The sequence below is a fragment of the Hyphomicrobium sp. LHD-15 genome (genome assembly GCF_031157355.1).
GTDB lineage: Bacteria > Pseudomonadota > Alphaproteobacteria > Rhizobiales > Hyphomicrobiaceae > Hyphomicrobium_C.
The window spans coordinates 360,993-385,095 of the sequence record NZ_JAVIFT010000001.1 but is presented as its reverse complement, the minus strand read 5'-3'; the positions used below and the strand labels follow the sequence as shown (position 1 = coordinate 385,095).

Genomic DNA, 24,103 nt, shown 5'->3' with positions numbered 1-24,103 from the left:
AGGCCGGTCCAATCGGCCCGTGATCAGCCAAGCTGCTCAGCTTTCGCGGTTTTTTGCCGCTTCAGCATCAGCTTGTTGAGCGCGGCCACATAGGCCCGCGCCGACGCCACCATGGTATCCGTATCGGCGCCGCGGCCCGTCACCATGCGCCCGTCTTCGGCAAGCCGCACCGACACCTCGGCCTGCGCGTCCGTGCCCTCGGTGACGGCATGCACCTGGTAGAGTTCGAGCTTGGCCGTGTGCGGCACCATCATGTGGATGGCCGCGAAGATGGCGTCCACCGGGCCGTTGCCGTTGGCGTGCACGGTCTGCTGGTTGCCGTCGATGTCGAGCGTCAGCGTCGCCGACTGAGGCCCGCTGGTCCCCGCGATCACCTGCAGCGCGACGACCTTCATGCGGTCGTGCGCATGCGCGATTTCCTCGTCGACCAGCGCCTCGATGTCCTCGTCGTAGACGTGCTTCTTGCGGTCGGCGAGTGCCTTGAACCGGTTGAACGCATCCTCGAACGCGTTCTCGCCGAGCTCGTAGCCGAGTTCGCGCAGCTTGGTGCGGAACGCGTTCCGCCCCGAATGCTTGCCCATCACAAGCGACGTCTTGCCGACGCCGACCGATTCCGGCGTCATGATCTCGTAGGTCTGCTGGTGCTTCAGCATGCCGTCCTGATGGATGCCGCTTTCGTGCGCGAACGCGTTCCGGCCGACGATCGCCTTGTTGTACTGCACCGGGAAGTTGGTGACGGCCGAGACGAGCTTCGAAGCGCGCGCAAGCATCGTGCTCTCGATGCCGGATCGATAGGGCAGCGCATCGCCACGCGTCTTGATCGCCATCACGATCTCTTCGAGGGCGGCGTTGCCCGCGCGCTCGCCGATGCCGTTGATGGTGCACTCGATCTGTCGCGCACCGGCCTTGAGCGCCGCCAAAGAGTTCGCGACCGCCAGGCCGAGATCGTTGTGGCAATGCGTCGAGAAGATCGCCTTGTCGGCATTGGCGACGCGCTCGCGCACTGCGCGGAACATCTCGAAGTATTCCTCGGGCGTGGCGTAGCCGACCGTATCGGGCAGGTTGATGGTGGTGGCGCCGGCCTTGATCGCGGCGTCCACGCACTGGCAGAGATAGTCGATGCCGGTCCGCGTCGCGTCCATCGCGCTCCACTCGACGTCCTCGACGAGGTTGCGCGCCCGCGCCACCGTCGCCGTGATGATCTCCAGTACCTCGGCCTCGCTCTTGCGCATCTGGTGCGCGAGGTGAATGGGCGAGGTGGAAACAAACGTGTGAATGCGTCCGCGCTGGGCATGGCGAACGGCTTCGCCCGCCCGGTCGATGTCGGCGTTGATCGCGCGGGCGAGCCCGGCGACGGTCGCGCGCTTCACGCGCTTGGCGATTGCCGTGACCGCCTCGAAGTCGCCTTCGGATGCGATTGGGAAGCCGGCTTCGATGATGTCGACGCCCATCGTGTCGAGGCAGTCCGCAACCTCGAGCTTCTCCTCGAAGGTCATGGTCGCGCCGGGGCATTGCTCGCCGTCGCGCAAGGTGGTGTCGAAAATGACGACGCGGTCGCCGGAGGCGGTGTCGGATGTGGTGGTCATGAGAACGAAAGTCCTTCCTCGGTGGCCGGCTCACGAAGCTCTCGGAGCGGGCGGAATCCTATCAGCGTGTGTCGCGGATCCCCTGAGTACCTGCCCGGCAGAATGCCAGGCCCCCGGTTCTCAGGGGCTGATAAGGAGGAGGTTCAGGAGACCGGCCAGCGCCGGGCGCGCCGGAGCGGCGTTCGGCAACAGGGAGCTGCCCGCGCGCAGGAGGCCTGCGCCGGTGGTGTCGAAATCGAAGCTGGTGACCATGGGGCTCATGCGTGAGCGGTCTCAGTTCGTGCCGAAGCTCTCAATGCGCTGACACTTAAGCGAAACGAGCCCCGGAACGCAAGAGGTAGGGGCGGGGAGCTGCCATGCAGCGGTAAACTGCCTCAAAAAATGGCGCTTTCGGGTGTCGGATCGGGGAACTGCCACCCGTCTTACAGGAGTTCGATCGATTAACCGTCCGCGCTGAAACCGAGGAGACGACCTCATGACCAAGGAAAAAACCAAGCAGGAGCCGAAGAAACAGGCTCAGAAGCCGGCCCCCCAAGGAAAGGCCAAGCCGATCCCGGACGGCATGCACACCGTGACGCCGCATTTGGTCTGCGCCGGCGCGGCCAAGGCCATCGAATTCTACAAAAAGGCATTCGGTGCCACCGAGCTGATGCGGCTCGAAGGCCCCGACGGCAGCTTCTGGCACGGCGCGATCCGCATCGGGGATTCCACCGTCATGCTCGCCGATGAGTTCCCGAGCTGGAAATCGTTCGGACCGAAAGCACTCAAAGGAACCCCGGTTACGATCCATCTCTATGTCGACGACGCCGATGCCTGGGCGCAGCGGGCCGTCGCGGCGGGTGCCAAGATCGTGATGCCGGTCGATGACGCGTTCTGGGGGGACCGCTACGGCCAAATCGAGGATCCATTCGGCCACAAGTGGTCGCTCGCAACCCACGTGCGGGACATGACCGCGGAAGAGATCAAGGCGGCTATGCCGAAGATGTCTGACTGCGGAGGCGAAGGCGAAAAGGGCTAGCGCATTTTCCGACGAAGTGGGCACCGGTTCGTCGAAGAAAATGCGACCAAACAAAAACCGAGCGCGACCTCACACTTCGATCGTGGCGAGGCCGAGCCGTTCGGCGACCCATCGCGGCACGATGTCGGCGCCGAAGCGCTGTGTTGCGCGCTTCAGGAAGTTGCGCATGACGTTCATGCGGTGGGCGTGATCGTGAAATTGACGTGCCGACACCTTATAGAGATAACACAGCAGTGTTTGGACGCCCTGCGCGTCGAAGGACGCGAAAAGCGCGGCGAGGTCGGGCGGAAGTTCGCCCGGCTCGGCGACGAAGATGCCGAACTGCATCCGGGTTATCGGCTTCAATGCGTAAAGTTCGGCACTGAGCGCATTGACGGTCGCCCTGTCGCCCGCGGCCAGTGCCGCTGTCAGCTTGAGGCAAAGAAGGTAGATATGAAATTCCGAACCCTTTTCGGAGAGTTCGACCGCCTTGTCGAAGAGCTGGTAGCATTCGGCAAAATGCCCCTGGCACATCAACATTTGCGCGCGCGTCGAGAAAGCGGCAGCGAAGGCCGTGCTTTTTTCGAAGGCGTCATCGGCGAGCCGGCTGGCTAGATCAAAGTGACCGCCCTCGGTGAAGAACAAGAGCTTGGCGGCGCCCAGCATGAGCAACGGATTGTCTTGGATATCCGGAAGGCAATTGAGCACGAGGCTTTCGATCTCGGCTTCTGCCGCGCGCCATTCCGCGGGGCTGGCCGAAACCTCCGGCCGTTGGAGGAGAGTGGCATAGAGCGCAAGCCCGCGCAGGATTGCGAGCGTCGGATCGTGAGGCGCTGCGGCGCGGGCGCTGTCGATCTGTGAGACCGCCGTCAGCCAGCTTTCGGGCGTGCCGGAAAGCAGTTGGGCGGCGTCGTGCATCCGGAGTTCCAGCGGCCGCTCGGTGGGTGCGAGGTTGGCGGACGGCGGTAGTGCTTTTTGCGCCCAGATTGCTTCGGTTATGCTGTTCGATAGCTTGGCGATTTCCGCTGCTTGATCGGCGTTTGAAAAGCTCGTGCGGAACGCCCGGATGATCTGCCCGGTCGTTGCGTCACGCAGCACAAATGCGCCGTGCAGCCGGTCGCCTTCAGCATGAAGGCTGGCGTCGAGCGAATAGGACACCGACGACTTAGAGCCGGGGTTCGCTTGCCAGTTGGGCCTGAAGAAGATCCGGCGCTTGCGCCCGGTCAAGCCGTCGATGCTGTCTGCGAGCGCCGATAGAACGCCGCGAGACGACACCGACGTCTGGGAATCTCCGAGCCCGTAGCACGGACCGATGACGAGAAGCGCTTCGAGGTCTTCTACAGTCTTGGCGATCCAGATGTAGCCTTCGCCGTATTGGGTCGCGATGTAGCGGGGCGTGCGCGCACTGTCGCCGAGCTTCGTCCGCAGGCGGTTGACGAGAAAGTCGACGTTACGGTCTGAGCTATCGGAGCCTTCGTATGAAAGGGCATCCAGGATCTGTGCCCGGTTGAGGAGGCGGTTGGCATTCTGGGTGAACAGACAAAGAAGCGTTCTCTCCTGTCGGGTAAAGCGCAGCGGGTCGCCTCCGGCGCGCTCAGCGGACAGAAAATCTGGGTCGAAGACGAGATCGCCATATTGAAGCGCGCCCATGGCCCTGGCTCCCTAGGTATTTGGAGGCAAATGTGCCTCCCCCCACAGTTTCAAATACTCTGACAACAATCGTTTTCCAACCTCGATCGCCAAGGCGCGCCCTGGGATTCGGCGAGCCTGTCGAGGGATGGGAAATGCAACGAAAGTGGATGGCAGGGCTGATTTCCTGCAAACAGATCATAGTACTGATGGCTGCGGGGCTGCTCCCGCTGCAAGCCAGAGCCGAGACGTTGGTCGATGTCGAATTGGTGATCGCGGCCGATGTCTCGATATCGATGGACCGTGAGGAGAAACGGCTGCAGCAGGAAGGCTTCGCGCGGGCCTTGCGAGATCCGGAAATCGTGCGGGCGATCCAGGGCGGCTCGCTCGGAAGGATCGCGGTCGTTTACTTCGAATGGGGCGGAGAGAAGCAGCAAAGGGTCGTCGTGCCTTGGACGCTGATCGACGGCGCCGCTTCGGCGCATCGCTTCGCTGAGCGGCTCGAACGGAGATCTCCGGCGAAATTCCTTCGCGGCACGTCGCTCAGCAGTGCGCTGGAGAAGGCTGAGGAGCTATTGCGGCAGAGCGGTTTCTCGGGAGCCAGGCGCGTCGTCAACATTTCCGGCGACGGCATGAACAATAAGGGGCCGGAGATCGAGCCCATTCGCAGGGCCTTGATAGGCAGCGGCGTAACGATCAATGGGCTGCCGATCGTCTACAAGGGGCTGCTGGAAGGCGTCATCGAGGGGCCGGATACGAACGCCGATCCGAAGAGTCTGATCGGCTACTTCGAGGACCATGTGATCGGTGGTCCATACGCTTTCGTCGAGCCGGTCGTCGCCATGCAGAACTACGCGGAGGCCATACACCGCAAGCTGTTGCGCGAGATCGGCCTGCCGATCTACTCGGACTTGAAAGCGAACGGGCAGACGGCCGCGATCGAGGCGGAGCCCCCGGCCCCGAAGCCGTGAGATTTGCAAGACCATGATCGCTTCAGGCCTTACCAGCCTGAAGCGTGAATCATCGGTCTCACGAAAATGACCATGATCGCTTCAGGCCTTACCAGCCTGAAGCGTGAATCATCGATCTCAAGAAAATGACCATGATCTTCCCGAGATCCTAGATCTCGATCGTGCCTTCGGAAACGCGCACGGCTGAGCCGCCGATCCGCACGCTTATGAGTTTGCCGCCGTCCACGACCAGCGTCAGCACGATCTGGCTCGGCCGGCCGATCTCGTAGCCCTGTTCGACGATGCGCTTGTGCGTGCCGTCCGGCAGGCGATCGAAAAGGTGGACGATGCCGGTGAGCCCCACCGCGGCGGACCCGGTCGCTGGATCCTCCGGAATGCCGACTTGCGGCGCGAACATGCGCGAGTGGAACGCGCTTGCCGTGTGCTCGCACTGGCGGGTGTAGAGGTAGACGCCGACGACCCCCTGTTGCTCGAAGGCGCGTTCCCAATGCGCGCCGTTGACACGCGCGCGCCGGATGGCCTCGATCGAGGCAATCGGCACGAACGCGAAGGTGTTGCCGGCGGCGAAGCAGAGCGGCTTGTGGTTCTCGAAGCCGATCTCGCTCGGAATGAGCCCGAGCCCAGCGGCCAGCACGTCGTTGGGAGGCAGCACGCCCGCTTCCGCCGGCAGCTTTGGTGCATCGAACTCGGCAAAAGCCGCGGCGCCCGGCCTGATGCGTGCGCCGACGCGAACGGTCCCGATGCCCTGTTCGAGCACCACGAGCGCATCCTGCTCCCCGTTGTGGAGCGGCGCTTTCAGCTCCGCGAGAAGGGCAGCGGTGCCGATGGTCGGATGGCCGGCGAACGGAACCTCGCTCGTCGGCGTGAAGATGCGCATCCTTGCAGAGTGCGCGGGACGCTCCGAGGCGAGCACGAACACGGTCTCCGAGAGATTGAACTCCCGCGCGATGCTCTGCATCTGCTCGCTGGAGAGAGCGTCGGCATCGAGCACGACGGCAAGCGGGTTGCCGCCGAAACGGCGATCTGTGAACACGTCGAGCGTATGGAATTTCAGGGCCATGGAGACTTTCCGGTCCGGAAGGGGAAAACGCGCGCACTCTGCCTCATTCGTAGCGGCAGTCCAAGCGGCGCGACGATTAGATGAGAGATTTCAGCTTTGAAAGCCCTCCGAGCAGCGCGCGCGCATAGGCCGGCATGGCAAGCCCATCGGCAGACGCGCCGGGAGCAACGAACGCGACGCTTTTCAACTCCCCGTCGGGATCGGCGTCGATATGGCGGCTGACCGCGCTTATCAGGTTGGGTTCGGACAGCGCCGACGTCCACGGTACGGCGATCGACAGCACCGGCCCCGCGATCGTGACGACGTAGCCGCTGAGCCGTTGCAGCACCGTGTCGTCGAGGCCGGTCTCCTCGGTGATTTCGCGCAGGACGCTACCGTCGAGATCGATCGTCCCGTCGGCGGCGATGTCGCGCACGTCGATGAAGCCACCCGGCGGATAGCTGAGGTCGCCGTTGAGATTTCCCTGCCGCTGCCGCCCGAGCAGCACGCGCCCCTCCGACGAAAGGATCAGCGCCGAGCCGAATGCATCCATCACGGTCGGGTCGGGCGCGCCGGTTTCGCGCCAATAGAGGAAGCTTTTGAAGTCGGTGCGGACGAAGGTACCGGAGAACACGCCGCCGGCCGACAAGGAGTAGTTCACGAGCACGTGCACGATGCCATTGAAAAACTTCGGGTTCTCATCCAGGCGGCGCTGCCAGTGCTCGGCGATGTACTGGTTTTTTTGGGCCGCGAAGTCCCAAGTTCCGTCCACCACCCGGAGTGTCACCCCGGAGACGGCGAAAACCCGGGTCTCGTCGTGGGTCCACATGGTTTTCAATCCGTGCTGGGTGGAAGGGGAAGCCGAGCTGAAACAGGCCAATGTGTTGTGTCACCGGGCAATACCGGATGCGGGAGGGCCTGGAAAGGCGGCGCATTGTGGCGGAGTGGATGCAACTCTGAAGGCACGCAACCGGAATACGCGGCGAAGGCTGGCCAGAAAGTCCCCTAAGTCATTACAATGACATAAGCTCCGTCTCTGGTTTTTCGCGGGTAACGAGACCGGCGTAAATGGTGCAAAGACAAATACATGCGGCAGTCAGCGTGAGGCGCTTTTCGCGCGCGAAGGCGTTCGCCGCCGCGATGATCTGCCTCGCCGCGAGTGTGGCGTTGACGTCATGCGCTTCCCTCGAGCGATTGCCCGCAGTCCCGCTCTCGCTTGCCTCCGAGATCAAGCCGCTCGATGTGCCCTATGCGCGCTTCTACGCGGAAGGCGATCCGGCGGTGTTCCGGGCGCTGGCTTACGAGACGATCGAAAAGGCGCGCGCCACGCGAGAGCGAGCGAACATTCCGGCTTCCAAGATTCCGCAGACGACGTTTCTCGCGATCTCGGGCGGTGGTGACGACGGCGCGTTCGGTGCCGGGCTGCTGTTGGGTTGGACGGCGCGTGGCGACAGGCCTCAGTTCAACGTGGTCACCGGCATCAGTACGGGGGCACTCTCCGCACCGTTCGCATTCCTCGGCCCCGAGTACGACGACAAGCTGAAGCAGGTCTACACCGAGACCGGCGTCGAGGACATCTTCCACAAGGAGCCCATTCTCGGGATCATCTCCGGCGACGCCGCAACCGACACGACACCCCTCAAGCGGTTGATCGCCCGATATCTCGACGAAACCACGATCCGGCGGATCGGCGAAGAGTACGAGAAGGGTCGCCTTCTGTTGATTGCGACCACCAACCTCGATCAGGCGCGCTCGGTCATCTGGAACATCGGTGCCATCGCGAGAAGCCCCGATCCGCGCGCGCGCGAATTGATCATCGAAGTGCTGCGCGCGTCCGCGTCGATCCCCGGCGCATTCCCACCGGTGATGCTCGACGTGACCGTCGGCGGCAAGCGGTACGAGGAAATGCACGTCGATGGCGGCGCGATGGCGCAGGTTTTTCTCTATCCGCCGTCGCTGCGGCTGAAAGCGGTCGAACGCATGCGCCCTAAGCACAAGGATGTCGCTTACGTCATCCGCAACGGACGCTTGTTCCGGCCCGAGGAGCAGGTGAAGCGCCAGACGCTGGCCATCGCCGGCCAGGCCATCGCCACCATGACGGCCGCCAATGGCATGAACGACCTCTATCGCATCTACCTGACGACGCAGCGCGACGGTATCGAGTACAATCTGGCCTACCTCGATGACGAGTTCACGCTCCCCTACAAGGGGCCGTTCGACAAGGCGTACATGAACACCCTGTTCGACTACGGCTACCAAAAGGGATCTGCAGGGTTCCAGTGGCACAAGGCGCCACCAGGCTATGAGAATTGATCATCGGACGGGGAGCCACGGAGCCAGCATGAGCAGCGATGAACTTGGTCCTCCGCTTTACCTCGAGGACCTTCCTGTCGGTCGCCGTTTCACGACCGGAACTGTGCGGCTCGATCCAGAGGCGATCAAGGCATTTGCGGCGAGCTTCGATCCGCAACCCTTTCATCTCGACGAGGCCGCAGCCGAGCAGAGTTTTTTTGGCGGGCTTGTCGCCAGCGGCTGGCACACGGCTGCGCTCACCATGCGTCTGCTGGTGACCAGCGGCCTTCCGATTGCGGGCGGCGTGATTGGTGCAGGCGGCGAAATCCAGTGGCCACGGGCTGTGCACCCCGGCGATGAGCTTCGTGTCGTCGGCGAGGTCGTGGCTGCGAAGCCGTCGGCGTCGCGCCCAGATCGCGGCATGGTGACCATGCGCAGCGAGACGCTGAACCAGGCGGACGAGATCGTACAGATCATGACTGCGCGGCTCGTCGTGCCGCGCCGGCCGAATGCAGCAGCTTGAGGCGATGCACCAGGGCGTGATCGCAACAACTGTTACACCATAGCATCAGTGCCACTTATAGGCGGTCACGGAAAATACGATTGGCCGGAGCGTGCGAGGTTGAGCTAGCTTGCAACCATAAGACGGGCGGACCACGAAAACCGCCACCAACCCAAGGAGACCACCATGAAGACCTGGATGAAGCCCTCGGTTCGCGAGCAGGAAGTTGGCCTCGAGGTTACCTCGTATCTGCCGGCCGAAATCGATCTCATCTAAACCGAACGCCGTCGCGCCAGATCACATCGGGCTGACGCGAGAGGCGAGGATTTAGAGAAATCGATTACGCCCTGCATGATCGTGCGGCGGTCGCTAATGCGGCCGCCGTTTTGTTTTGCGCCGCAGCATTTCACGGCAGCACGCGCACAATTACGCAGCGGGCGTGAAACTGCAGAAGATTTTCCTTACCGGCTGTGTGCTGCTCCATCCGGTGACGGCGCCGAGCGGAACGAACACCGTGTCTCCCGCAGCGAATGTTTCGCTCTGCCCCGAGCCGTCGATCAGCGTCGTCTCACCTTCCAGGATATGCATCAGCTCGTGGCGCGACGCGGGGACGGACGTCCGCAGATAGGGCGTCGCCGACCAGATCCCGGCCGTGAGCTGGCCTGTGAGATCTGTAAAAGCTGTGTTTTCATGGCACGTCGGCGCAGCACCGGAGAGCAATGAGGCATCCGGTCCGTCTGTAGGAGACAGCGGCGCCGACAGATCGATCTTGCGCGCCTTGAGCTGAGCGGCATCCGGCGCCACGAGACCCGAGCTGTCGCTGTGTATGACAAAAAATTTCTTAAGATTGCCCGCCTGCCGCCAGGAGCAAACGGTGCCCTTCGGAATGAAAAAGGCTTCTCCCGCAGAGACATCGAGGCTCGTTCCGTCGGCGTGATCGATCGCGACGCTGCCCTCGATCAGCATCATCACTTCGTTGGTCGACCAGGGTCCCATTTTTCCCGTCATCGGCGAGCACGACCACACACCGACCATCAGACCGCACACCGGGTCATCGAGCCATAAGTGGCCGAATTGTTGCCCTTTTCCTGCGATCAGATCATCACTGGGCATAGGCCCCCAGTCCTCGAGTTGCCCCGCTCCATGGGGCGAGAGGCGAACGAACCGTGTCATGTCTGATCTCCGGATTGGGGTGGTGATGAGCCACTCGCGAAGGGTCATCCGTGAAAGTTGGCATGACGACCTTGTGAAGACGATCGGCTCTGTTTTGGCTTTTCCTCGTGCGCGAGCGAGTCTTTACTCGATGCCCGAGGGGCACGGAACCGAAAGGTGGAGGACGAGAGGAATTCTCGCAGTGAGAAAGACGAGGGGAACCGGAAGAGGATCGAAACGTTCTTGCCCGGCAACTGAGCAGATGAAGCGTAACGGAGTAAGTCGCCTCATGAAAAACTCAGCCGCTCTTTTCAAGACAGCGTCGACTGTCACCTACCTGCCCACGAAAGTGCGTTCGGCGAGCCAATCTGAGCATTCGCCGATACGATATCCCTGGACCGAAGAGCTGGAGCGTCGTCGCAAAGCCGTCGCCCGCTGGCGAGGCAACGAAACCGGTCTCAAGGAAAGCATGATGCGGGGGCCTTCGGCCTAACGCCATCCGAGCCGCCGCTTTCACTCGAGTCAGAAAATTTGGAAGTGGAATGCGCAGGATCTCCGGTGCGTGTCGGCAGCGCGATCAACTGGAGCATCTCAGACCACAGATACAGTGCGAAGAAGGGGTGCATGAGCAAACTCCTTTCGCACATCTAACGAAATTCAGAACCCGTAAGTTCCTTAGGTACCGGGAGAGAGAAGACAGCAATTGGCCCCAGCCCGTGGATCGCGGGCCGGGGCCAATTGCATTTGCCGGATGATTTCCTCAGTGCTGGTGGCCGCCTGACGAGTCACCCGCCGCGCCGAGCTTGCGGATCGGCAACTCCAACTCCGCCGTCGCGCCGCTCTTAAAGGTGAGCTTTACGGCAACCTTCCCGCCTTCGACGGATGGCTGCTTGAGATCGATGAACATGAGATGCATGCCGCCCGGCTTGAGCGCGACGCTGCCGCCGGCTGGAATCTCGATGCCGTCGGCGAGCCGGCGCATGCGCATCACGCCGTCCGTCATCGTCATGTCGTGGATCTCGCCGCGCGCCGCGATCGGCGTTTCGACGGAAACCAGGGTGTCGGCTTCGCTTCCGGTATTGCGGATCGTCAGATAGCCCGCCGCCACCTTGGCGCCATGCGGCGTGGCGCGCGTCCACCCGCCTTCGATCGAAAGCGTACCGACTGTGATCGAGGCTGTGCCGGGCGCAGCGCCGGTCTCGTCGGACGCGATTTTGAGCAAGGCGGCGGGTGCTTCGAGATCATGCGGGTTCTGGCCTTCCGCCGGAACCTCGACCCAACGAAGCTCACCCTTCGGGCAAACCTGGGTCACCTTGAAATAGAGCGACGCGCCAGGCTCCAGCTCCTTTGCGAGGAAGCCCGAGGCGACGAACTCGTCGTAATGCTCGTCGGCCAGCTCGCCGCCGGACCACGTGATTTGCTTGACGCCCTCGGTTAGCGATTTGCCGTGATAGAAGGCGTAGGATTTTGCGTATGGGCCGCGCACCGTTTCGAGTTTCCAGCCCGGCTTTGGCATCGGCTTCACGCCGATGAAGCCTTCTGGGATCTCGACCCGAACCGTCTGGGTCGGCGATCCGTCGCAGCCGTGCGGAATTTTGAGCACGGCTTTGTAGGATGCCCCGCCCTGCGCTTCGCCGCGCTCGAGGCTGACGTGCGCAAACGCAGGTGCCGCGCTCGCGATGAACACCAGCGGCATGAAAGCGGCCGACGCGGTCTTGAGAACATTTGAGAGGGTCATTGGCTGACTCCAAAATAAGCAAGGGCAGACGATTGAATGTGGATGGCGCTGCTGTGCGCCATCCACGCACGCGCGATCGGCGTCACGAACGATCGGGAGGAGGAGCCGCGACGCCGAAAGCGCATGATTCTCACCATTTCACCTGGACGCCACCGTAGATCGCACGTCCGTTGCCGGGCTCGAACAGTGTCGAATTGGCATTAGCCCGATCGAGAATGCTGGCACTGGCGATGTAGGCCTCGTCCGAGAGATTGCGTCCTTCGATATAGGCCGTAATCGGGCCGCCGTTGTCGAAGCCGATCTTCGCGCCCCAGATGGCGTAGGCCTCGGTGTCCAACGTATTGGCACTGTCGACATAGTAGGCCTCGGGCACCCATTCGATGTTGGGGCCGAAATAGACGCCGCTCGGATGCTTGTAGAGCAGCTCGGCCCGCAGGTAGTGGCGCGGTGCGCCGGGCAGCTCGTTGTCGCCGAAGTCCTTGTCGTTGTCGAAGAAGAAGTCATTGAACGTATAGGAGGCGTGAAGCCAGAGAGTGTCGGGGTTGGCGCCGTTGGCGATGATCCCCTTTGCGATCGCAGCACCACCCCCGAGCTCGAGTCCTTGGTGGACGGTCCTATCGGCATTGCTGACATTGCAGTTGCCGAAGGCGCTGTAAAAGCACATGAGCTCGTTTTTGATTTCGGAGCGGTAGGCCGTGAGATCCCAGGTAAAGTTTGCATTCGCGCCACGCGTTCCGATTTCATAAGTCGTCGCGCGTTGAGCCTTGATGTCATAAAATGGAATGACCGTCGGTCCGACGTTCACGCTCTCGCCGAAGCTCGGCACTTCCGCGCTGCGCGAGACGTTCGCAAACACCTGTGAATTGCGCGTAACGTCCCACAGCACGCCGACCTTCGGGCTCCAGAGGTTGAATTCGGTCTCGCCGGGTGTCGCGCCGAATTCAACCTCGCGCTTGCGCGTCGCATGCAAAAATTGAGTGCCGGCAACTACCGCTACGTCCGGCGTCACGAAGAAATGGTTCTCGAAATAGGCGCTGAAGTTGCGCGACGTATCCTCGGCATCGACCGTCTGCGCGCCCTTCTGGCCCCGGACGTTCACATACTGCCTGACGTCGGTATTTCCGTTGTGAAGATTGACGCCGGCGATGAGACGGTTTGCGAATCCGCCGATCCGGCTCTCATCGGAGAGACGGGCAAACGCGCCGTAGTCGTCATAGCGATAGTCGAGCCACTGGAAGATCGGATGCATCAGGTGCCGATCGACGTTGAATGCGCCAACCTCCACCAGTGTGCCTGGGGCAATGCGGATCGCGGTCTTGTTGGCGATGCGCAACGTGTCGATGTTGCGCTGATAGTCGTTGAGCAAGTTGCCCGCCGCTGCCGTCTCCGGTGAATTGAGCGCAACGCTCTTCGTCACGCTGCCCGGAATGCGCTGATCGACGTTGTTGGCATTGAGATAGAAGCGCGTCTCGACGTTCTCCGAAAGGCGATAGCCGACGTTCATCGATCCGCGAATGCTCTCGCCGTCGCTGTGATCGCGGAAGCCGTCGGTCTCCTGCGCGGTGACGGTCGCGAAATAGTCCACTGCGCCGGAGACGCCACCCGAGCTGACAGCCGCCTTGCGGAAGCCGAAGCTGCCGACGTCGATGCGCGCGCCGAACAGGTCCGAGTCATACCCCGTCGGCATCACGAAGTTGATGGCGCCGCCGAGCGAGTTCGCGCCAAATCGCAGCGCGTTGCCGCCCTTGAAAACCTCGATGTAACGGTACGCGGTCGGATCGATCTCCTGGAAATCGCCGTAACCATCGGCGGTGTTGATCGGGATCCCGTCCATGAAAAGCTGAACGCCGCGCAGATGGAAATTGCGCGAGAGGCCCGAGCCGCGGATCGAAAGACGGCTGTCGTCGCCCCACTTCGGCTGCACGAAAACGCCCGGCACGTAGTCGAGCGCATCCTTGATCGTGGTTGCAGGCGTCGACGTCTGATAGGCGGACCCCGGCACCACCTCCACCGCGCCCGGCGTGCGATTGATCTCGGCGGTGGCTTCCGCCGTCGTCGGCACGGACAGGCTGCCCGAGCGCGAGCCGGGGGCAGGAGCGCCGGCGCTGGGCGCCGAAGCTGCCGGCGTTGCGGCTTGCTGCGAAGCCGCAACCGGAGCCGCCGCCTTGGCGGCCTTCTTTTTCTTGGCTGTCGTGGTCGTCGTGACCGTCACCTCGGGAAGCTCGGTAACGGGAGGCTGCGCGTTTTGCGCGAAGGACGGCTCCGAGAGCGCGAAAGTCGACAAGGCGGCCCAGGCTGCGCCGAGCGCAGCGGGGCGGCGAATAGATGAAGCGATTGACGACGGACCAGAGGTCCGCGTCGGAAAACGCGATGTCATGACAGGTACCCAAATTGATTCTGAAGTCGGGCAGCGGGCCCTGCTGTTCCGAGGATCGGGAAACAGCGGCAGCCGCTACCGGCACACGCTTTACGCGAGGGAAACAGAAATCAGTTGGGAAGGCGGACCGCGGGCGGAGGTCGCCCCGGGCTTCGGTGTTTCAGAGAAAAGCGCGACGGCGAGTGTGTAGGTGACCGCCGCGTATTCGGCTTCGCTGGCAAGGGTCGCGGGTGCAGCGGCCGCAAGCGCTGCGGCACCGGCTGCGGCGAACGGGCAAAGCCCATTCTCGACATGCTGAGGTTTCTGCGGGGGAGCGGTGCCGTCGTCACCGACACTCAAAAGCTGCAGTCCCGAGCTCGTACAAATGACGATTTCGAATACGCCGTCGGACGCATCGGCGGCCTGCACCATGTAGCCGTGCGGAAGCAGGCTGCGAACAGCCAGCACGAACAGCAAAAACACAGTGACGATGGCGCGCGTTCGCACGGGGACCGGTGTCCTTCGTTTCCCGCCGGTTTGCGGAGTCAGGCGCACGGTATGCGGCCCATTCCGCCTTGGCAAGTCGGGCAAGTGCGGACGGCGCGGCTTTGCGTGCCTTCGAGGCCACAGTGCAGAGACCGGACGCAGCGCGATTGGGCGATTTGCCTGAGAGTGCCGTCAGGCCCTGGCGGCGCGCCGAAGGGCAAGGTTAAGATGCCGGCTGGATGATCCGAGCCAAAACGAAAAGAAGAGCAAGAATGATGACCTCTCGTGTCGTTGCCTGGGGCTGGCTGGTGCTGTGTGCCGGTGTGATCGCATTCCTCGCCGCCGCAAATGCCCAGAATGCAGCGCCACCGCTCGAAGTCGATACCGCTCTCATCGTTTCGGTCGACGTTTCGAACTCGGTCGACGAGGAGCGCTACAAGCTGCAGATGGAAGGCATCGCCAAGGCGTTGGAAGACCCGGAGGTTCTGAAGGCAATTCTCAACGGCCCCCAGGGCGGCATCCTGGTCGCGATGGTGACGTGGGCCGACAAGCCGCGGCTCTCGCTGCCCTGGCAGCGCATCGCGAGCGCCGCGGATGCGGCGGCGGTCGCGGCCAAGGTGCGCGCACTTCCGCGCCAAACGGGCGAATTCACATGCGTCTCGGGCATGCTGCGGACGATTTCGGACAAGGTCGTTCCGCAGATCCCGGCCAAGGCTCTGCGGATCATCGTCGATGTCTCGGGAGACGGGCGCGAAAACTGCAATCCCGAGGAGCCGCCCGCGAGCGTGCGCGACGAGTTGGCTGCATCGGGCGTGACCGTGAACGGTTTGCCGATTCTGGAAGGCGACGAAGGCCCCACGCTCGAGCAATGGTATCGCGACAACATCATGGGCGGGCCGAGCTCGTTCATCCTGCCGGCTCACGGCTTCGGCGACTTCGGCCGCGCCATTCGCCAGAAGTTCATGATCGAGATCAGCGGCCTACCGCTTCCGAAGAAGGAAGCCCGTCTGTCGAATTGAAGTCGATCTCTGCCTGCTGCCCCGCTGCGCGTTGCCTCACGTATCGTTGAGCGACGACGGCTGGCATTTCCAGCGCCGGATCTGCCACTGCGGATGCTCTTCGACCCATTGGGCAAAATAGGGTGGTGCCGCCATCGCGCACTGCATCGCATCCATGTCCACGTCGAGCGGAATTTTGAAGTCTTTGCACTGGCCCGGATTGGCGATCAGGCAGGCCGACAGAACGATGCTGAGCATGGGGCGGCGTCTCCTTGGGCCCTGATGGGATCGGGCTTATCGTTGGTGCCGGGCGCGTTCGGATGCGCCCGGTCTTGGACCATAATCACTTTGGACCCCATCAATCCAAAGCGTGAAAATCGGTCTCATGTCCAAGCGATACGCAGCAACCCGGCCGGCGGTTTTGAGGCGCAGAAAAGAAAAAACCCCGCCCTGTGCAGCCCGAAGGCGGAAAGGGCGGGGTTGAAAGCCTCAAAATCGAAGCCAGACAAGCCTTAAGCCGTGAGCAGGATCTCGCCCTTGCCGATGGTCGCGCGGTCGCCCGCAAACTTACGGACCAGCGGTGGCAGCGGCTTCGGTGCGAGCGGCCCGAGCGTTTGGGCAACGTAGCGCGAGAGGATGCCGAGGATCACCGGATCGATACGGCCGCAGTCGGCGAACGTCGGCAGAAGCTCGTCGACCGAGGGGCCGATCAGCGTGCCGCGCCGGAGCAGCGGACCCGGGCGTGCCCCGAAACCGGCTTCCGTCCACAGCGTGCCGCCCACCATGCGCGAGCCTGCCGCCGGGCCGAACTTGCCGCGTGCCACAACCACGCCACGCCGCATGCGCTCGCCTGCGCGCTGTCCGACATTGCCTTCGACGACCACCGTGCCGCCGAGCATGCCGAAGCGATCGCCGGGACGCGTGCCACCGAGGAAATCGCCGGCCGAGCCCTTCACGTGAACAATGCCGCCCTTGGCGGTCGATGCGAGATATGCACCTGCGTCGCCGCCGATCTCGAGCTTGCCGCCCTTGATGCCGCGGCCGGCGTGGTTGCCGACCTTGCCCTCGACGATGATCGTGCCCTGATCCAGGCCTTCGCCGACATGGTCGAGAAATGATGATCCGCCCGAGATCGCGATCGTCTCGCCAAGCGAGCCCGAGACGGCAAACACGTCGCCGACCTGCAGCGCGTTGGGTCCGTCTACGAGCGGTAGTGCTTCGATATCGCCAAGCGACAGCCCGGCGAGCTTCGACGGGATCAACGCCGACAGATTGATCGGCTGGGTCGGCGCCTGCCGCAAAGTGAAGCTCAGCGTGCTCATGGCAGCAGATCCTTCAGGTGATAGTGGTGCTGGCCGAGCTTGCCGCCGTAATTGCCGGCGGAGACCCGCGTGACGCCTTTGGCGGCGCCCGTCTCGATGATGGTTTTGAGGCCGACGCGCATAGCTTCGGCAACGGACTTGGAGGTCAGCCCGTCGATCACGATCTCGAGCACCGCGATGGTGTCCGGGCTGCACTCGGTTTTGACGGCGCCCTTGAGCGTCGGGCAGAACGCGTCGTTGGTCGAGGCGATGGCGCCCTTGTATTTCGAGCCGACCTTCGAGCCCGAACGCACGATACCGCCGGGGAACGGCGTGATCACGTCATCGACTTTGGCGATGGCGTCGACCGCGGCCTCGGTTGCTTCGAGCAGGCCCGCGCGATCGCGGCCGAGGATCAAAAGGTTGCCGCCGCCGACGGCTTCGGTCGTGAGACCGCATTTGTCCTCGATGACGAACTCGCCATCCATGACGGGCACGCGCCAGAAGCGGCGCTTGCCGAGCTTCTTGGCCGTTTGCCAGCCGTCGCCGAAAAAGCGCGGACCGGAGGCGAGCCCAAGCTTGGTCGGGCTGTCGAGGCCGTTGTAGCAAGCCGATCCCGGGCTGGTCAGCACGCACTGGCCAACGCGATTCAGGAGCTGCGGCTTCAAGGCGTCCGGAGAGAAGCCGAACATCAGCACCCGCACGCCGGGGCGTCCGTCCGGCGTCTCGGACGGCGAAAGCTCGCGGTCGATACCGCACTCCGCGCCGCAGCCGATGACCGAGGTGCCGAACCCGGTCATCACCTGGGCCGAGATCTTGGCCCACTTCAGGGTATCGGCCGTGATCACGAGGCCGAGCCCGCTCATGCCGAAGGCTTCGGCGAAGGTGTCGTCGATCGTGACGCCGTTTCTTGTGATGGCGCTCATTGTCAGGAGGTCCTCGGTCCGCACGGCTGAACGATGACGCAGCCGCATTCTCCGCCAGTATGGCCGCAATTGCTGTCGACGATTTCCTGGTCGGAGAGACGGAAGTTGTCCAGCTTCACGGTGTGGTAACGGTCGAAATACTCACGCAACGGCTTCTCGATAGCGCGGTCGTATTCGGGCCGAGCCACATGCGTCGCGCCGGCGACCACTTTGACGACCTTGCCATTCTTGACGATCAGCTCGCCGTTCTTGAACACGAACAGCGGCGTCTTGAACATCGCCTCGCGGTCGTCTGCGTTTTCTTCGTACACGGTGATGTCGGCCGTCGCGCCTACGCCGAGATGCCCGCGGTCGCGGAGGCCGAGGCTCTTTGCAGGGCCTGCACGCGTCATGATCGCGATCTCATAGAGCGAGTACTCGCGGGTGAGCGACTTCAGGATGGTCGCCGCCTGCGCGCCGGGATGCAGCTTTTCGAGCATCTCATTGCGGAACGTGCGGTCCATCAGCAGCCGGATCAGGTGCGGATAATAGTAGAACGGCGCGCCGTTCGGATGGTCGGTGGTGAGGAAGATGCGCCACGGATCGTTGACGAGCAGGAACAATTCGAGGCCGATCGCCCACTGCAGCGCGTTGACGTAGCTCTTGTCGCGGTACTTCATCGGCACCACGCCGCAGCCGTTGTCGCATTCGATGTCCATGACGACCCACTTCTTGGGATCGGCGGACTTCGTGTTGCCGTACTGGCGCATGCTGTCGCCCGACGCGGTGCACGTCTGGCCGAACATGATCTGCCCGATATCGATCGACACGTTCGAATGCTGGTTCAGCAACTCGGCGATCTGCGGCGCGCCCGAGGAGAACTTCATGTCCCCTTCGGTGCCGTAGCTGTGGAACTGGATGTGCGTCAGGTGGAGCGGCAATCCTTCCGCGCCCTTGATGGTCGCGAGCGTGGAATGCATGCTGCCGGGAACGCCCAGGTTGCAGCCGTGAATGTGAATCGGATGAGGAACGCCGAGTTCCTTCATGCCGCGCGCGAGCGTCAGGATGATGTCGCGCGGGGTCATGCCGTAGAAGGCGTGCTTCTCGTCGAGGTCGAGCTGTCGCTGGTTGAACTTGAAGGCGCTGATGCCGCCTGGGTTCACGATCTTGACCGCGAGCGCCTGCGAGGCGTGCATCGTCCAGGCGATGTAGTCCTTGATGAACGAGAAGTCCTTCTTCTGCGCAACGGCGCGCAGGAAGAAGTCATCGTTGCCGAGCATGACAAACGCGCCCTTGTCGATCATGGGCGTGTCGCCCATTTCGAGGTGCGCCTGGCGTGCGTTGGCCGGCAGCATGGCGGGCTCGAACGCCGCCGTGTAGCCCATCTCCGCGTACCGATAGCCGGCCGTCATGGTGGAAGGCACGGCATGCCCGCAGCCCGAGCGCATGAGGTCGGTGCGTGCCACTTCATGGCCCTGGTGATCCTCGGGCAGCATCATGCGCCCGATCGTGACCTTGCCGCCGCCGATGTGGCTGTGCGGATCGATGGCACCCGCCATGACGGTACGGCCGGCGAGCGAGAATTCCTGGTCGATTTTGGTGCCGGGGGGAGGCGCCGCGACGATGCGGCCGTCGCGGGCGTAGATGTCCCGCACCTCGCCGTTGACCCCGTTCATGGGGTCGTAGACGGTACCGCCGGTGAACTTGATGAGCATTTGTTAGGTCCTCGAGGCGGGCTTAGGGTGCTTCCCGGATCGCGGGGGCGACAGGAAACACGGCCGAAACTAACTAAAGGGCGAGTTCGATCGCTGCAAAGATATCCGCGGCTTTGGGCAGGTTCGACCGGCCGAGATCGCGAAGCGGCAGCGAGACGACGTTGTCGACCCGGATGATGCGACCGCCGTGGTCTGCGCCGGGCGTGCCGACCGGAATGAAGACGGCGGGTGTGCTCTGAAGCTTGATGCCGGGCGTGCCGAGCACGATCGTCGGCAGCTTCGTGGCGGGCGGCCCGAGATCGGGCGTGAACGACGCGAGCCAGACCAGTAGGTCGCCTTCGCCGTTCGCCAGCATGCTCGGGATCGCGTAGCGCTGGAAGTCGTAGTCGGGCTTGCCGCTGGCGAAGGAAACCCGCAGCGGATAGCCGCTCTGCCAGGAGCTGACGGCACCGGCCGAGATCGCGCCTTCGTTGCCGCCGAGCGCAAGCCCAGCCGCGCGGCCCTTGACGTTGAGGTCCTTGACGAGATCCGAGACCGTGTTGACCACCAGGTCGGCGTTCGGGAACGCGAGGCTCGGCGGCGCCCACACGAAAACGGGGTAGCTGGCGGCCCGGCAGCGCTCGGCGAGCGCCTTGATGTCGGCGGTCGGGACACCGGCAACGGTGTCGGCGCTGGGCGGCGTGCCCCTGATCTCGGCGGCGAGCGCGGCGACCACCTCACTGATACGGTCAAGCTCGCACGGAAGCGTGATGATCTCGCCGATGCGCGAGCCTTTGACGCCCGATTGATCGAGCCCCTTGCCGATGAACACGACGGTCCGCTTCGGCGGCGCTTCGGAGAGCAGCGACTGCTCGACATTGACGATGCGCTCGAAGAAGCGCGGGTGCAGCTTCTGAAGGTCGCTGCCGACGATGACGAATACGTCGGCGCGGTTACGCGCTTCCGTGAGCGTCGTCATGATCCAGCCTGTGGTCTGGAGCACGCGGAAGTTCCGGTACTGCCCCTCGGAGAGGGCATGATCGATAACGCCGCCCGCCTTGTCGGCGAGTGCCAGCACGGAGCGGATGCCGTTGACGTCGGTGCCGAGGCCGCCGAACAGCGGCAGCGAGGATTTGCGGATCAGGTCGGTCGCCGCGCGGATCGCCGTTTCGAGGTCCACGTCGCGTCCGTCAACCTGCGGACGCGCACCGTCGACCTTACGCTCGAACCCGGCGACGGCCTTCTCGCACCCATTCTTAGTAACTTTTAATCCGGATTCGTCCCGCGCCATCTCCAGATCGTCACAAACGAGACCGCAGAATGGGCAGGCGACGTCGGTGATCGCGTTGGACTTCGGGGAATCCCCCGGGCCCTTGGCTTGGGTCCAATTCGTCATTGTTGAGGTCTCGTGATTTTGATTTGGCGCGGAACCAAAGCATGGACGGGGTTTCAAAACAACTGGTGTGATGATGAGAAGTCCGCTGCCGCCGTTCGAACCTGAAATGCTGCGTTGCAGGGTGGCGAATGCGCGCACCGATTGCGTAGGCGCTGTCTCTTAATTATTGTCCGGCGCCGGCTTGAGATAAGCCTGCCGAAGACGGAATCCCGGAGGATTATACTGATGCTTAGATTGTTTGCTTCAACCCTGGCGCTGGTGTGCCTGCTGCCGTTCGCCGCAACGGCGCACGGGCCCTCCCGACAGAAGGTCACTGAGTCGGTCGAGATCAACGCGCCCGCAGACAAGGTCTGGGCCGTCGTCGGCAATTTCCAGGACATGGGCTGGCACCCGGCCTTCAAGAAGACCGAGGGCAAGGGCGGCAACGACGTCGGCGCCACCCGCGTGCTCACCCTCGAGGGTGGCGGTCAGATCTTCGAGAAGCTGACCAAGTACAATGCCGAGGGCAAGACGCTCTCCTACGAGATCACCGAAGTCGACGTGAAGCTCGTGCCGGTCACCAATTACTCGGCCCACCTCACCGTGACGCCAGACGGCGACAAATCGAAGGTGGAATGGAAAAGCGCATTCTATCGCGGCTACGTGAACAATGATCCGCCGCCGGAGCTCTCCGACGAAGCCGCTGTCAAGGCGATCACGGGCGTGTTCCAGTCGGGCCTCGCAGCGCTCAAGAAGAAGCTGGAAGGCGGCTGATGCCGGCGCGGCACGAAGCAGGAAAGGCGCGCGGGGTGCAAGGCTGCAAGGCCCGGCATCTCGCAGCGGCCCTCCTGGTCTGCTGCGTGCTCGTCTCGCCGGCCGCGGCCCACGCTGAACCAGCCAAGGCCGCGCGCGAAGCTTTCGTGACGAATCAGACAGGCGACTCGCTGTCGATCGTCGATCTTGCGGCGCAGACCTCTGCGCCCGCGATCACGATCGGCGGCAAGCCCGCTGGCGTCGCCGTGTCGCCCGACGGGGCATTCGCCTATCTGACCTCGCCTGAAAGCAAGGAACTCGTCGTTTTCGATATCGCGGCGCGGCGGATCGCGTCGCGTTTCGCGGTCGGCCAGGGCCCGCTCGGCATCGCGGTCCATCCCGCGGGCGATCGTGTGTTCGTGGCCGACTGGTACGAGCACAAGCTCTACGCCGTTGATCCCGCCAAGGGCCGCATTCTCGGCAGCGTCGAGGTCGGCAAGTCTCCGTCGGGTGTCGCCGTAACGGCGGACGGCGCCCGCATCGTCACCGCCGATCGCGACAGCAACGAGATCTCCCTGATCGATGCCGCCACGTTCGCCCGGACCGGGCACGTAACGGTCGGCGAACGCCCGTTCGGCGTCACCGTGGACCGCGCCGGCAAGCGCGCCTACACCGCCAATGTGGGAAGCGACGACGTCAGCGTCGTCGATCTCGCAACGGGCAAAGTCGCAGGCACCGTCAAGGTTGGCCGGCGCCCCTATGCCGTCGCGCTCGCGGCCGGGAAGGGGTTCGTCACCGACCAGTACGGAGGCACGGTGACCGTATTCGATCTCGAAACGCTGACCGTGATCAAGACCATCGAGGTCGGCGAGTATCCGGAAGGCATCGAGGCCGATCCGACCGGTGAGGCCGTTTACGTGGCGTGTTGGGAGGCCAACACGCTGGAGCGGATTGATACGGCAACTCTGGAGGTGACGGCGCGCATTCCGGTTGGCGACGGCCCTCGGGCGTTCGGCCAGTTCTTGCGCTAGTCCTTTGCCCGCTAGTCCCCGGCCGGATCGCTCGGTTCTGACCGTGAAACCGGGGCCTGATGCCCGAAAATCCCTGCCTTTCAAAGAATTCATCATCGGGATGATTGCCGGGGCGTAGCCGCTGGCGCTAGAAGAATTCCCAAGAGAGCAGCCAAAACGGCGCCCTGAAGGAGGAAAACGACACCATGTTGAAATTCTTGCGTGCGTCGGCCGTGCTTTGCCTGGCGCTGATTCCCGTGGCCGCCGTTGCAGCCGGTGATCAGAAAGCCACCAGCATTCTCTTCGAAACCCGCCAGCTCGATCTCGTCGGCAAGGGCGCCGAGGTGACCTATCGGTTTGAAAAGGTCGGCTCCGACGAGCGCCTCGTCGGCAAGAACTACGCCGACGACATCCGCCTCGGCGTCGCCAACGTCAAGGACAAGGGCGAGCGCGACGTCGTGTTCAAGGTGTTCACCGGCGACAACGCCCGTGACGCGCAGAACTGGCCCGACCTGACCATCAACCCGCTCTTCATCTGGTATCTCGACCGCGCGGTCTCGACCTTCACCGCATTGGCCGGCGGCAACCAGATGTATACTAAGCACAAGATCCGCGAAGCCCTCGCCAACGCCACCGCCGAACCTGTGAAGGTCGACTACAACGGCCAGTCCGTCGATGCATTCAAGATCGACGTCACGCCGTTTGCCGAGGACATGAGCTCGTCCAAAATGCAGGGCTTCCACAAGGCAAACTTCGTCATTGTGGTAAGCAACCAAGTGCCGGGATACTTCGTTGACCTCAAGTCGAACTTCGTGAGCACGCAGGCTGCGGGCCCGGAGATCAAGGAGCACATCAAGGTCGTCGGAATGGGAGACGCGAAATGATGCAGCATAGGCTTGCCAAGGTTCTGTTGACAGCGGGCGTTGCCCTGGTTGCGGCTGGTGCCGCCGCCATCGGCGAGGAATGCGCTGAAAAAACCGCCACGCCGCTCGTCAACGATTATCCCACTATCACGCGGACCGATTATGTTTACGGCTGCATGTTGGTCAACGGCCAGACGCGGGACGTCCTCGACAAGTGCTCGTGCTCGATCGACGTGATCGCGTCGGTGCTTCCTTACAAGGAATACGAGGAGGCGGAGACCGTCATGTCGGTGCGCCAGCGCGGCGGCGAGAGCGTCGCATACCTCTACGCACCCGCTATGCGCGAGAAGGTCAACAACCTGAAGCGCGCGCAAGTGGAAGGCGAAATCCGCTGCTTCTGATGCGACCTGTCCGCGTTAAAAACGTGACGCGGAATTGAGGTGAGGAATTGAGAAG

General features: G+C 63.1%; 25 protein-coding genes. 11 read left to right on the top strand and 14 right to left on the bottom strand.

All coding sequences use genetic code 11. From position 1 onward, the window contains the following. Positions 1-23 precede the first annotated feature (23 nt). Together RCO24_RS01765 and RCO24_RS01760 are read right to left on the bottom strand one after the other, a co-directional pair. On the bottom strand, positions 24-1,586 hold the full coding sequence (locus RCO24_RS01765) for a 2-isopropylmalate synthase (RefSeq protein ID WP_308959649.1): 1,563 nt from the start codon (positions 1,584-1,586) through the stop codon (positions 24-26). 120 nt (positions 1,587-1,706) lie between these two features. Then, positions 1,707-1,838: a hypothetical protein gene (locus RCO24_RS01760; RefSeq protein ID WP_308959648.1), complete on the bottom strand. Its 132-nt coding sequence runs from the start codon at positions 1,836-1,838 to the stop codon at positions 1,707-1,709. A gap of 223 nt (positions 1,839-2,061) precedes the next feature. Between RCO24_RS01760 and RCO24_RS01755 the strand changes: the two genes are divergently transcribed. Next, positions 2,062-2,604, top strand: coding sequence for a VOC family protein (locus RCO24_RS01755; protein ID WP_308959646.1), 543 nt, complete (start codon positions 2,062-2,064; stop codon positions 2,602-2,604). A gap of 69 nt (positions 2,605-2,673) precedes the next feature. Here the strand turns inward: RCO24_RS01755 and RCO24_RS01750 are convergent, their stop codons facing one another. Beyond that, positions 2,674-4,233: a winged helix-turn-helix domain-containing protein gene (locus tag RCO24_RS01750; RefSeq protein ID WP_308959645.1), complete on the bottom strand. Its 1,560-nt coding sequence runs from the start codon at positions 4,231-4,233 to the stop codon at positions 2,674-2,676. A gap of 149 nt (positions 4,234-4,382) precedes the next feature. Between RCO24_RS01750 and RCO24_RS01745 the strand changes: the two genes are divergently transcribed. Further along, complete coding sequence (locus RCO24_RS01745) at positions 4,383-5,183, top strand: DUF1194 domain-containing protein (protein WP_308959644.1); 801 nt, start codon at positions 4,383-4,385, stop codon at positions 5,181-5,183. A gap of 148 nt (positions 5,184-5,331) precedes the next feature. Here the strand turns inward: RCO24_RS01745 and RCO24_RS01740 are convergent, their stop codons facing one another. Both RCO24_RS01740 and RCO24_RS01735 read right to left on the bottom strand, forming a co-directional pair. Next, positions 5,332-6,243, bottom strand: a complete 912-nt coding sequence (locus tag RCO24_RS01740) for a PhzF family phenazine biosynthesis protein (protein WP_308959643.1) — start codon at positions 6,241-6,243, stop codon at positions 5,332-5,334. Between the two features lie 76 nt (positions 6,244-6,319). After that, a complete protein-coding gene (locus RCO24_RS01735; protein ID WP_308959641.1) occupies positions 6,320-7,051 on the bottom strand; it encodes an NUDIX hydrolase in 732 nt (243 codons plus the stop codon). A 239-nt stretch (positions 7,052-7,290) separates the two neighbouring features. Between RCO24_RS01735 and RCO24_RS01730 the strand changes: the two genes are divergently transcribed. From RCO24_RS01730 to pqqA, 3 genes are all read left to right on the top strand, one after another. Beyond that, positions 7,291-8,535, top strand: a complete 1,245-nt coding sequence (locus RCO24_RS01730; protein ID WP_308959640.1) for a patatin-like phospholipase family protein — start codon at positions 7,291-7,293, stop codon at positions 8,533-8,535. A 28-nt stretch (positions 8,536-8,563) separates the two neighbouring features. After that, positions 8,564-9,037 (top strand): MaoC family dehydratase, encoded by a 474-nt coding sequence (locus RCO24_RS01725; RefSeq protein ID WP_308959639.1) that lies wholly within the window; start codon positions 8,564-8,566, stop codon positions 9,035-9,037. Positions 9,038-9,202: 165 nt separating this feature from the next. After that, a complete protein-coding gene (gene pqqA, locus RCO24_RS01720; RefSeq protein ID WP_020086227.1) occupies positions 9,203-9,292 on the top strand; it encodes a pyrroloquinoline quinone precursor peptide PqqA in 90 nt (29 codons plus the stop codon). Positions 9,293-9,442: 150 nt separating this feature from the next. Here the strand turns inward: pqqA and RCO24_RS01715 are convergent, their stop codons facing one another. Then, a complete protein-coding gene (locus tag RCO24_RS01715) occupies positions 9,443-10,189 on the bottom strand; it encodes a cupin domain-containing protein (RefSeq protein WP_308959637.1) in 747 nt (248 codons plus the stop codon). A gap of 268 nt (positions 10,190-10,457) precedes the next feature. On the opposite strand from RCO24_RS01715, the gene RCO24_RS01710 reads away from it, so the two are divergent. Next, entirely contained in the window at positions 10,458-10,661 is a 204-nt protein-coding gene (locus RCO24_RS01710) for a hypothetical protein (RefSeq protein ID WP_308959636.1), read from the top strand. Positions 10,662-10,928: 267 nt separating this feature from the next. Here the strand turns inward: RCO24_RS01710 and RCO24_RS01705 are convergent, their stop codons facing one another. The 3 genes from RCO24_RS01705 to RCO24_RS01695 form a co-directional block, all read right to left on the bottom strand. Beyond that, positions 10,929-11,906, bottom strand: a complete 978-nt coding sequence (locus tag RCO24_RS01705) for a DUF1775 domain-containing protein (protein ID WP_308959635.1) — start codon at positions 11,904-11,906, stop codon at positions 10,929-10,931. Positions 11,907-12,036: 130 nt separating this feature from the next. Further along, entirely contained in the window at positions 12,037-14,283 is a 2,247-nt protein-coding gene (locus RCO24_RS01700) for a TonB-dependent receptor domain-containing protein (protein ID WP_308959633.1), read from the bottom strand. 90 nt (positions 14,284-14,373) lie between these two features. After that, a complete protein-coding gene (locus tag RCO24_RS01695) occupies positions 14,374-14,769 on the bottom strand; it encodes a DUF2946 family protein (protein WP_308959632.1) in 396 nt (131 codons plus the stop codon). Between the two features lie 254 nt (positions 14,770-15,023). On the opposite strand from RCO24_RS01695, the gene RCO24_RS01690 reads away from it, so the two are divergent. Next, positions 15,024-15,767: a DUF1194 domain-containing protein gene (locus RCO24_RS01690; RefSeq protein ID WP_374990920.1), complete on the top strand. Its 744-nt coding sequence runs from the start codon at positions 15,024-15,026 to the stop codon at positions 15,765-15,767. 36 nt (positions 15,768-15,803) lie between these two features. On the opposite strand, the gene RCO24_RS01685 is transcribed toward RCO24_RS01690, so the two are convergent. The 5 genes from RCO24_RS01685 to RCO24_RS01665 all read right to left on the bottom strand — a co-directional run bounded on the left by RCO24_RS01685 (position 15,804) and on the right by RCO24_RS01665 (position 21,042). Next, the gene (locus RCO24_RS01685; RefSeq protein WP_308959629.1) at positions 15,804-16,004 is read right to left on the bottom strand and encodes a hypothetical protein; all 201 of its coding nucleotides are present in this window, start codon (positions 16,002-16,004) and stop codon (positions 15,804-15,806) included. Between the two features lie 254 nt (positions 16,005-16,258). Next, positions 16,259-17,068, bottom strand: a complete 810-nt coding sequence (locus tag RCO24_RS01680) for a formylmethanofuran dehydrogenase subunit C (protein ID WP_308959628.1) — start codon at positions 17,066-17,068, stop codon at positions 16,259-16,261. Next, the gene (gene fhcD, locus RCO24_RS01675; RefSeq protein ID WP_308959627.1) at positions 17,065-17,973 is read right to left on the bottom strand and encodes a formylmethanofuran--tetrahydromethanopterin N-formyltransferase; all 909 of its coding nucleotides are present in this window, start codon (positions 17,971-17,973) and stop codon (positions 17,065-17,067) included. Before fhcD ends, RCO24_RS01680 begins: the two co-directional genes overlap by 4 nt. 2 nt (positions 17,974-17,975) lie before the next feature. Further along, positions 17,976-19,667: a formylmethanofuran dehydrogenase subunit A gene (locus RCO24_RS01670; protein WP_308959626.1), complete on the bottom strand. Its 1,692-nt coding sequence runs from the start codon at positions 19,665-19,667 to the stop codon at positions 17,976-17,978. A 73-nt stretch (positions 19,668-19,740) separates the two neighbouring features. Further along, on the bottom strand, positions 19,741-21,042 hold the full coding sequence (locus tag RCO24_RS01665; RefSeq protein ID WP_308959625.1) for a formylmethanofuran dehydrogenase: 1,302 nt from the start codon (positions 21,040-21,042) through the stop codon (positions 19,741-19,743). A gap of 222 nt (positions 21,043-21,264) precedes the next feature. Here RCO24_RS01665 and RCO24_RS01660 point away from each other — a divergent pair, with 222 nt between their 5' ends. The 4 genes from RCO24_RS01660 to RCO24_RS01645 all read left to right on the top strand — a co-directional run bounded on the left by RCO24_RS01660 (position 21,265) and on the right by RCO24_RS01645 (position 24,048). Further along, the gene (locus tag RCO24_RS01660; RefSeq protein WP_374990919.1) at positions 21,265-21,795 is read left to right on the top strand and encodes an SRPBCC family protein; all 531 of its coding nucleotides are present in this window, start codon (positions 21,265-21,267) and stop codon (positions 21,793-21,795) included. Beyond that, positions 21,795-22,805: a YncE family protein gene (locus RCO24_RS01655; protein ID WP_308959622.1), complete on the top strand. Its 1,011-nt coding sequence runs from the start codon at positions 21,795-21,797 to the stop codon at positions 22,803-22,805. Before RCO24_RS01660 ends, RCO24_RS01655 begins: the two co-directional genes overlap by 1 nt. Positions 22,806-22,990: 185 nt before the next feature. Further along, entirely contained in the window at positions 22,991-23,668 is a 678-nt protein-coding gene (locus RCO24_RS01650) for a hypothetical protein (protein ID WP_308959621.1), read from the top strand. Continuing rightward, on the top strand, positions 23,665-24,048 hold the full coding sequence (locus RCO24_RS01645) for a hypothetical protein (protein ID WP_308959620.1): 384 nt from the start codon (positions 23,665-23,667) through the stop codon (positions 24,046-24,048). The genes RCO24_RS01650 and RCO24_RS01645 overlap by 4 nt, the downstream gene beginning before the upstream one ends. Positions 24,049-24,103: the final 55 nt, after the last annotated feature.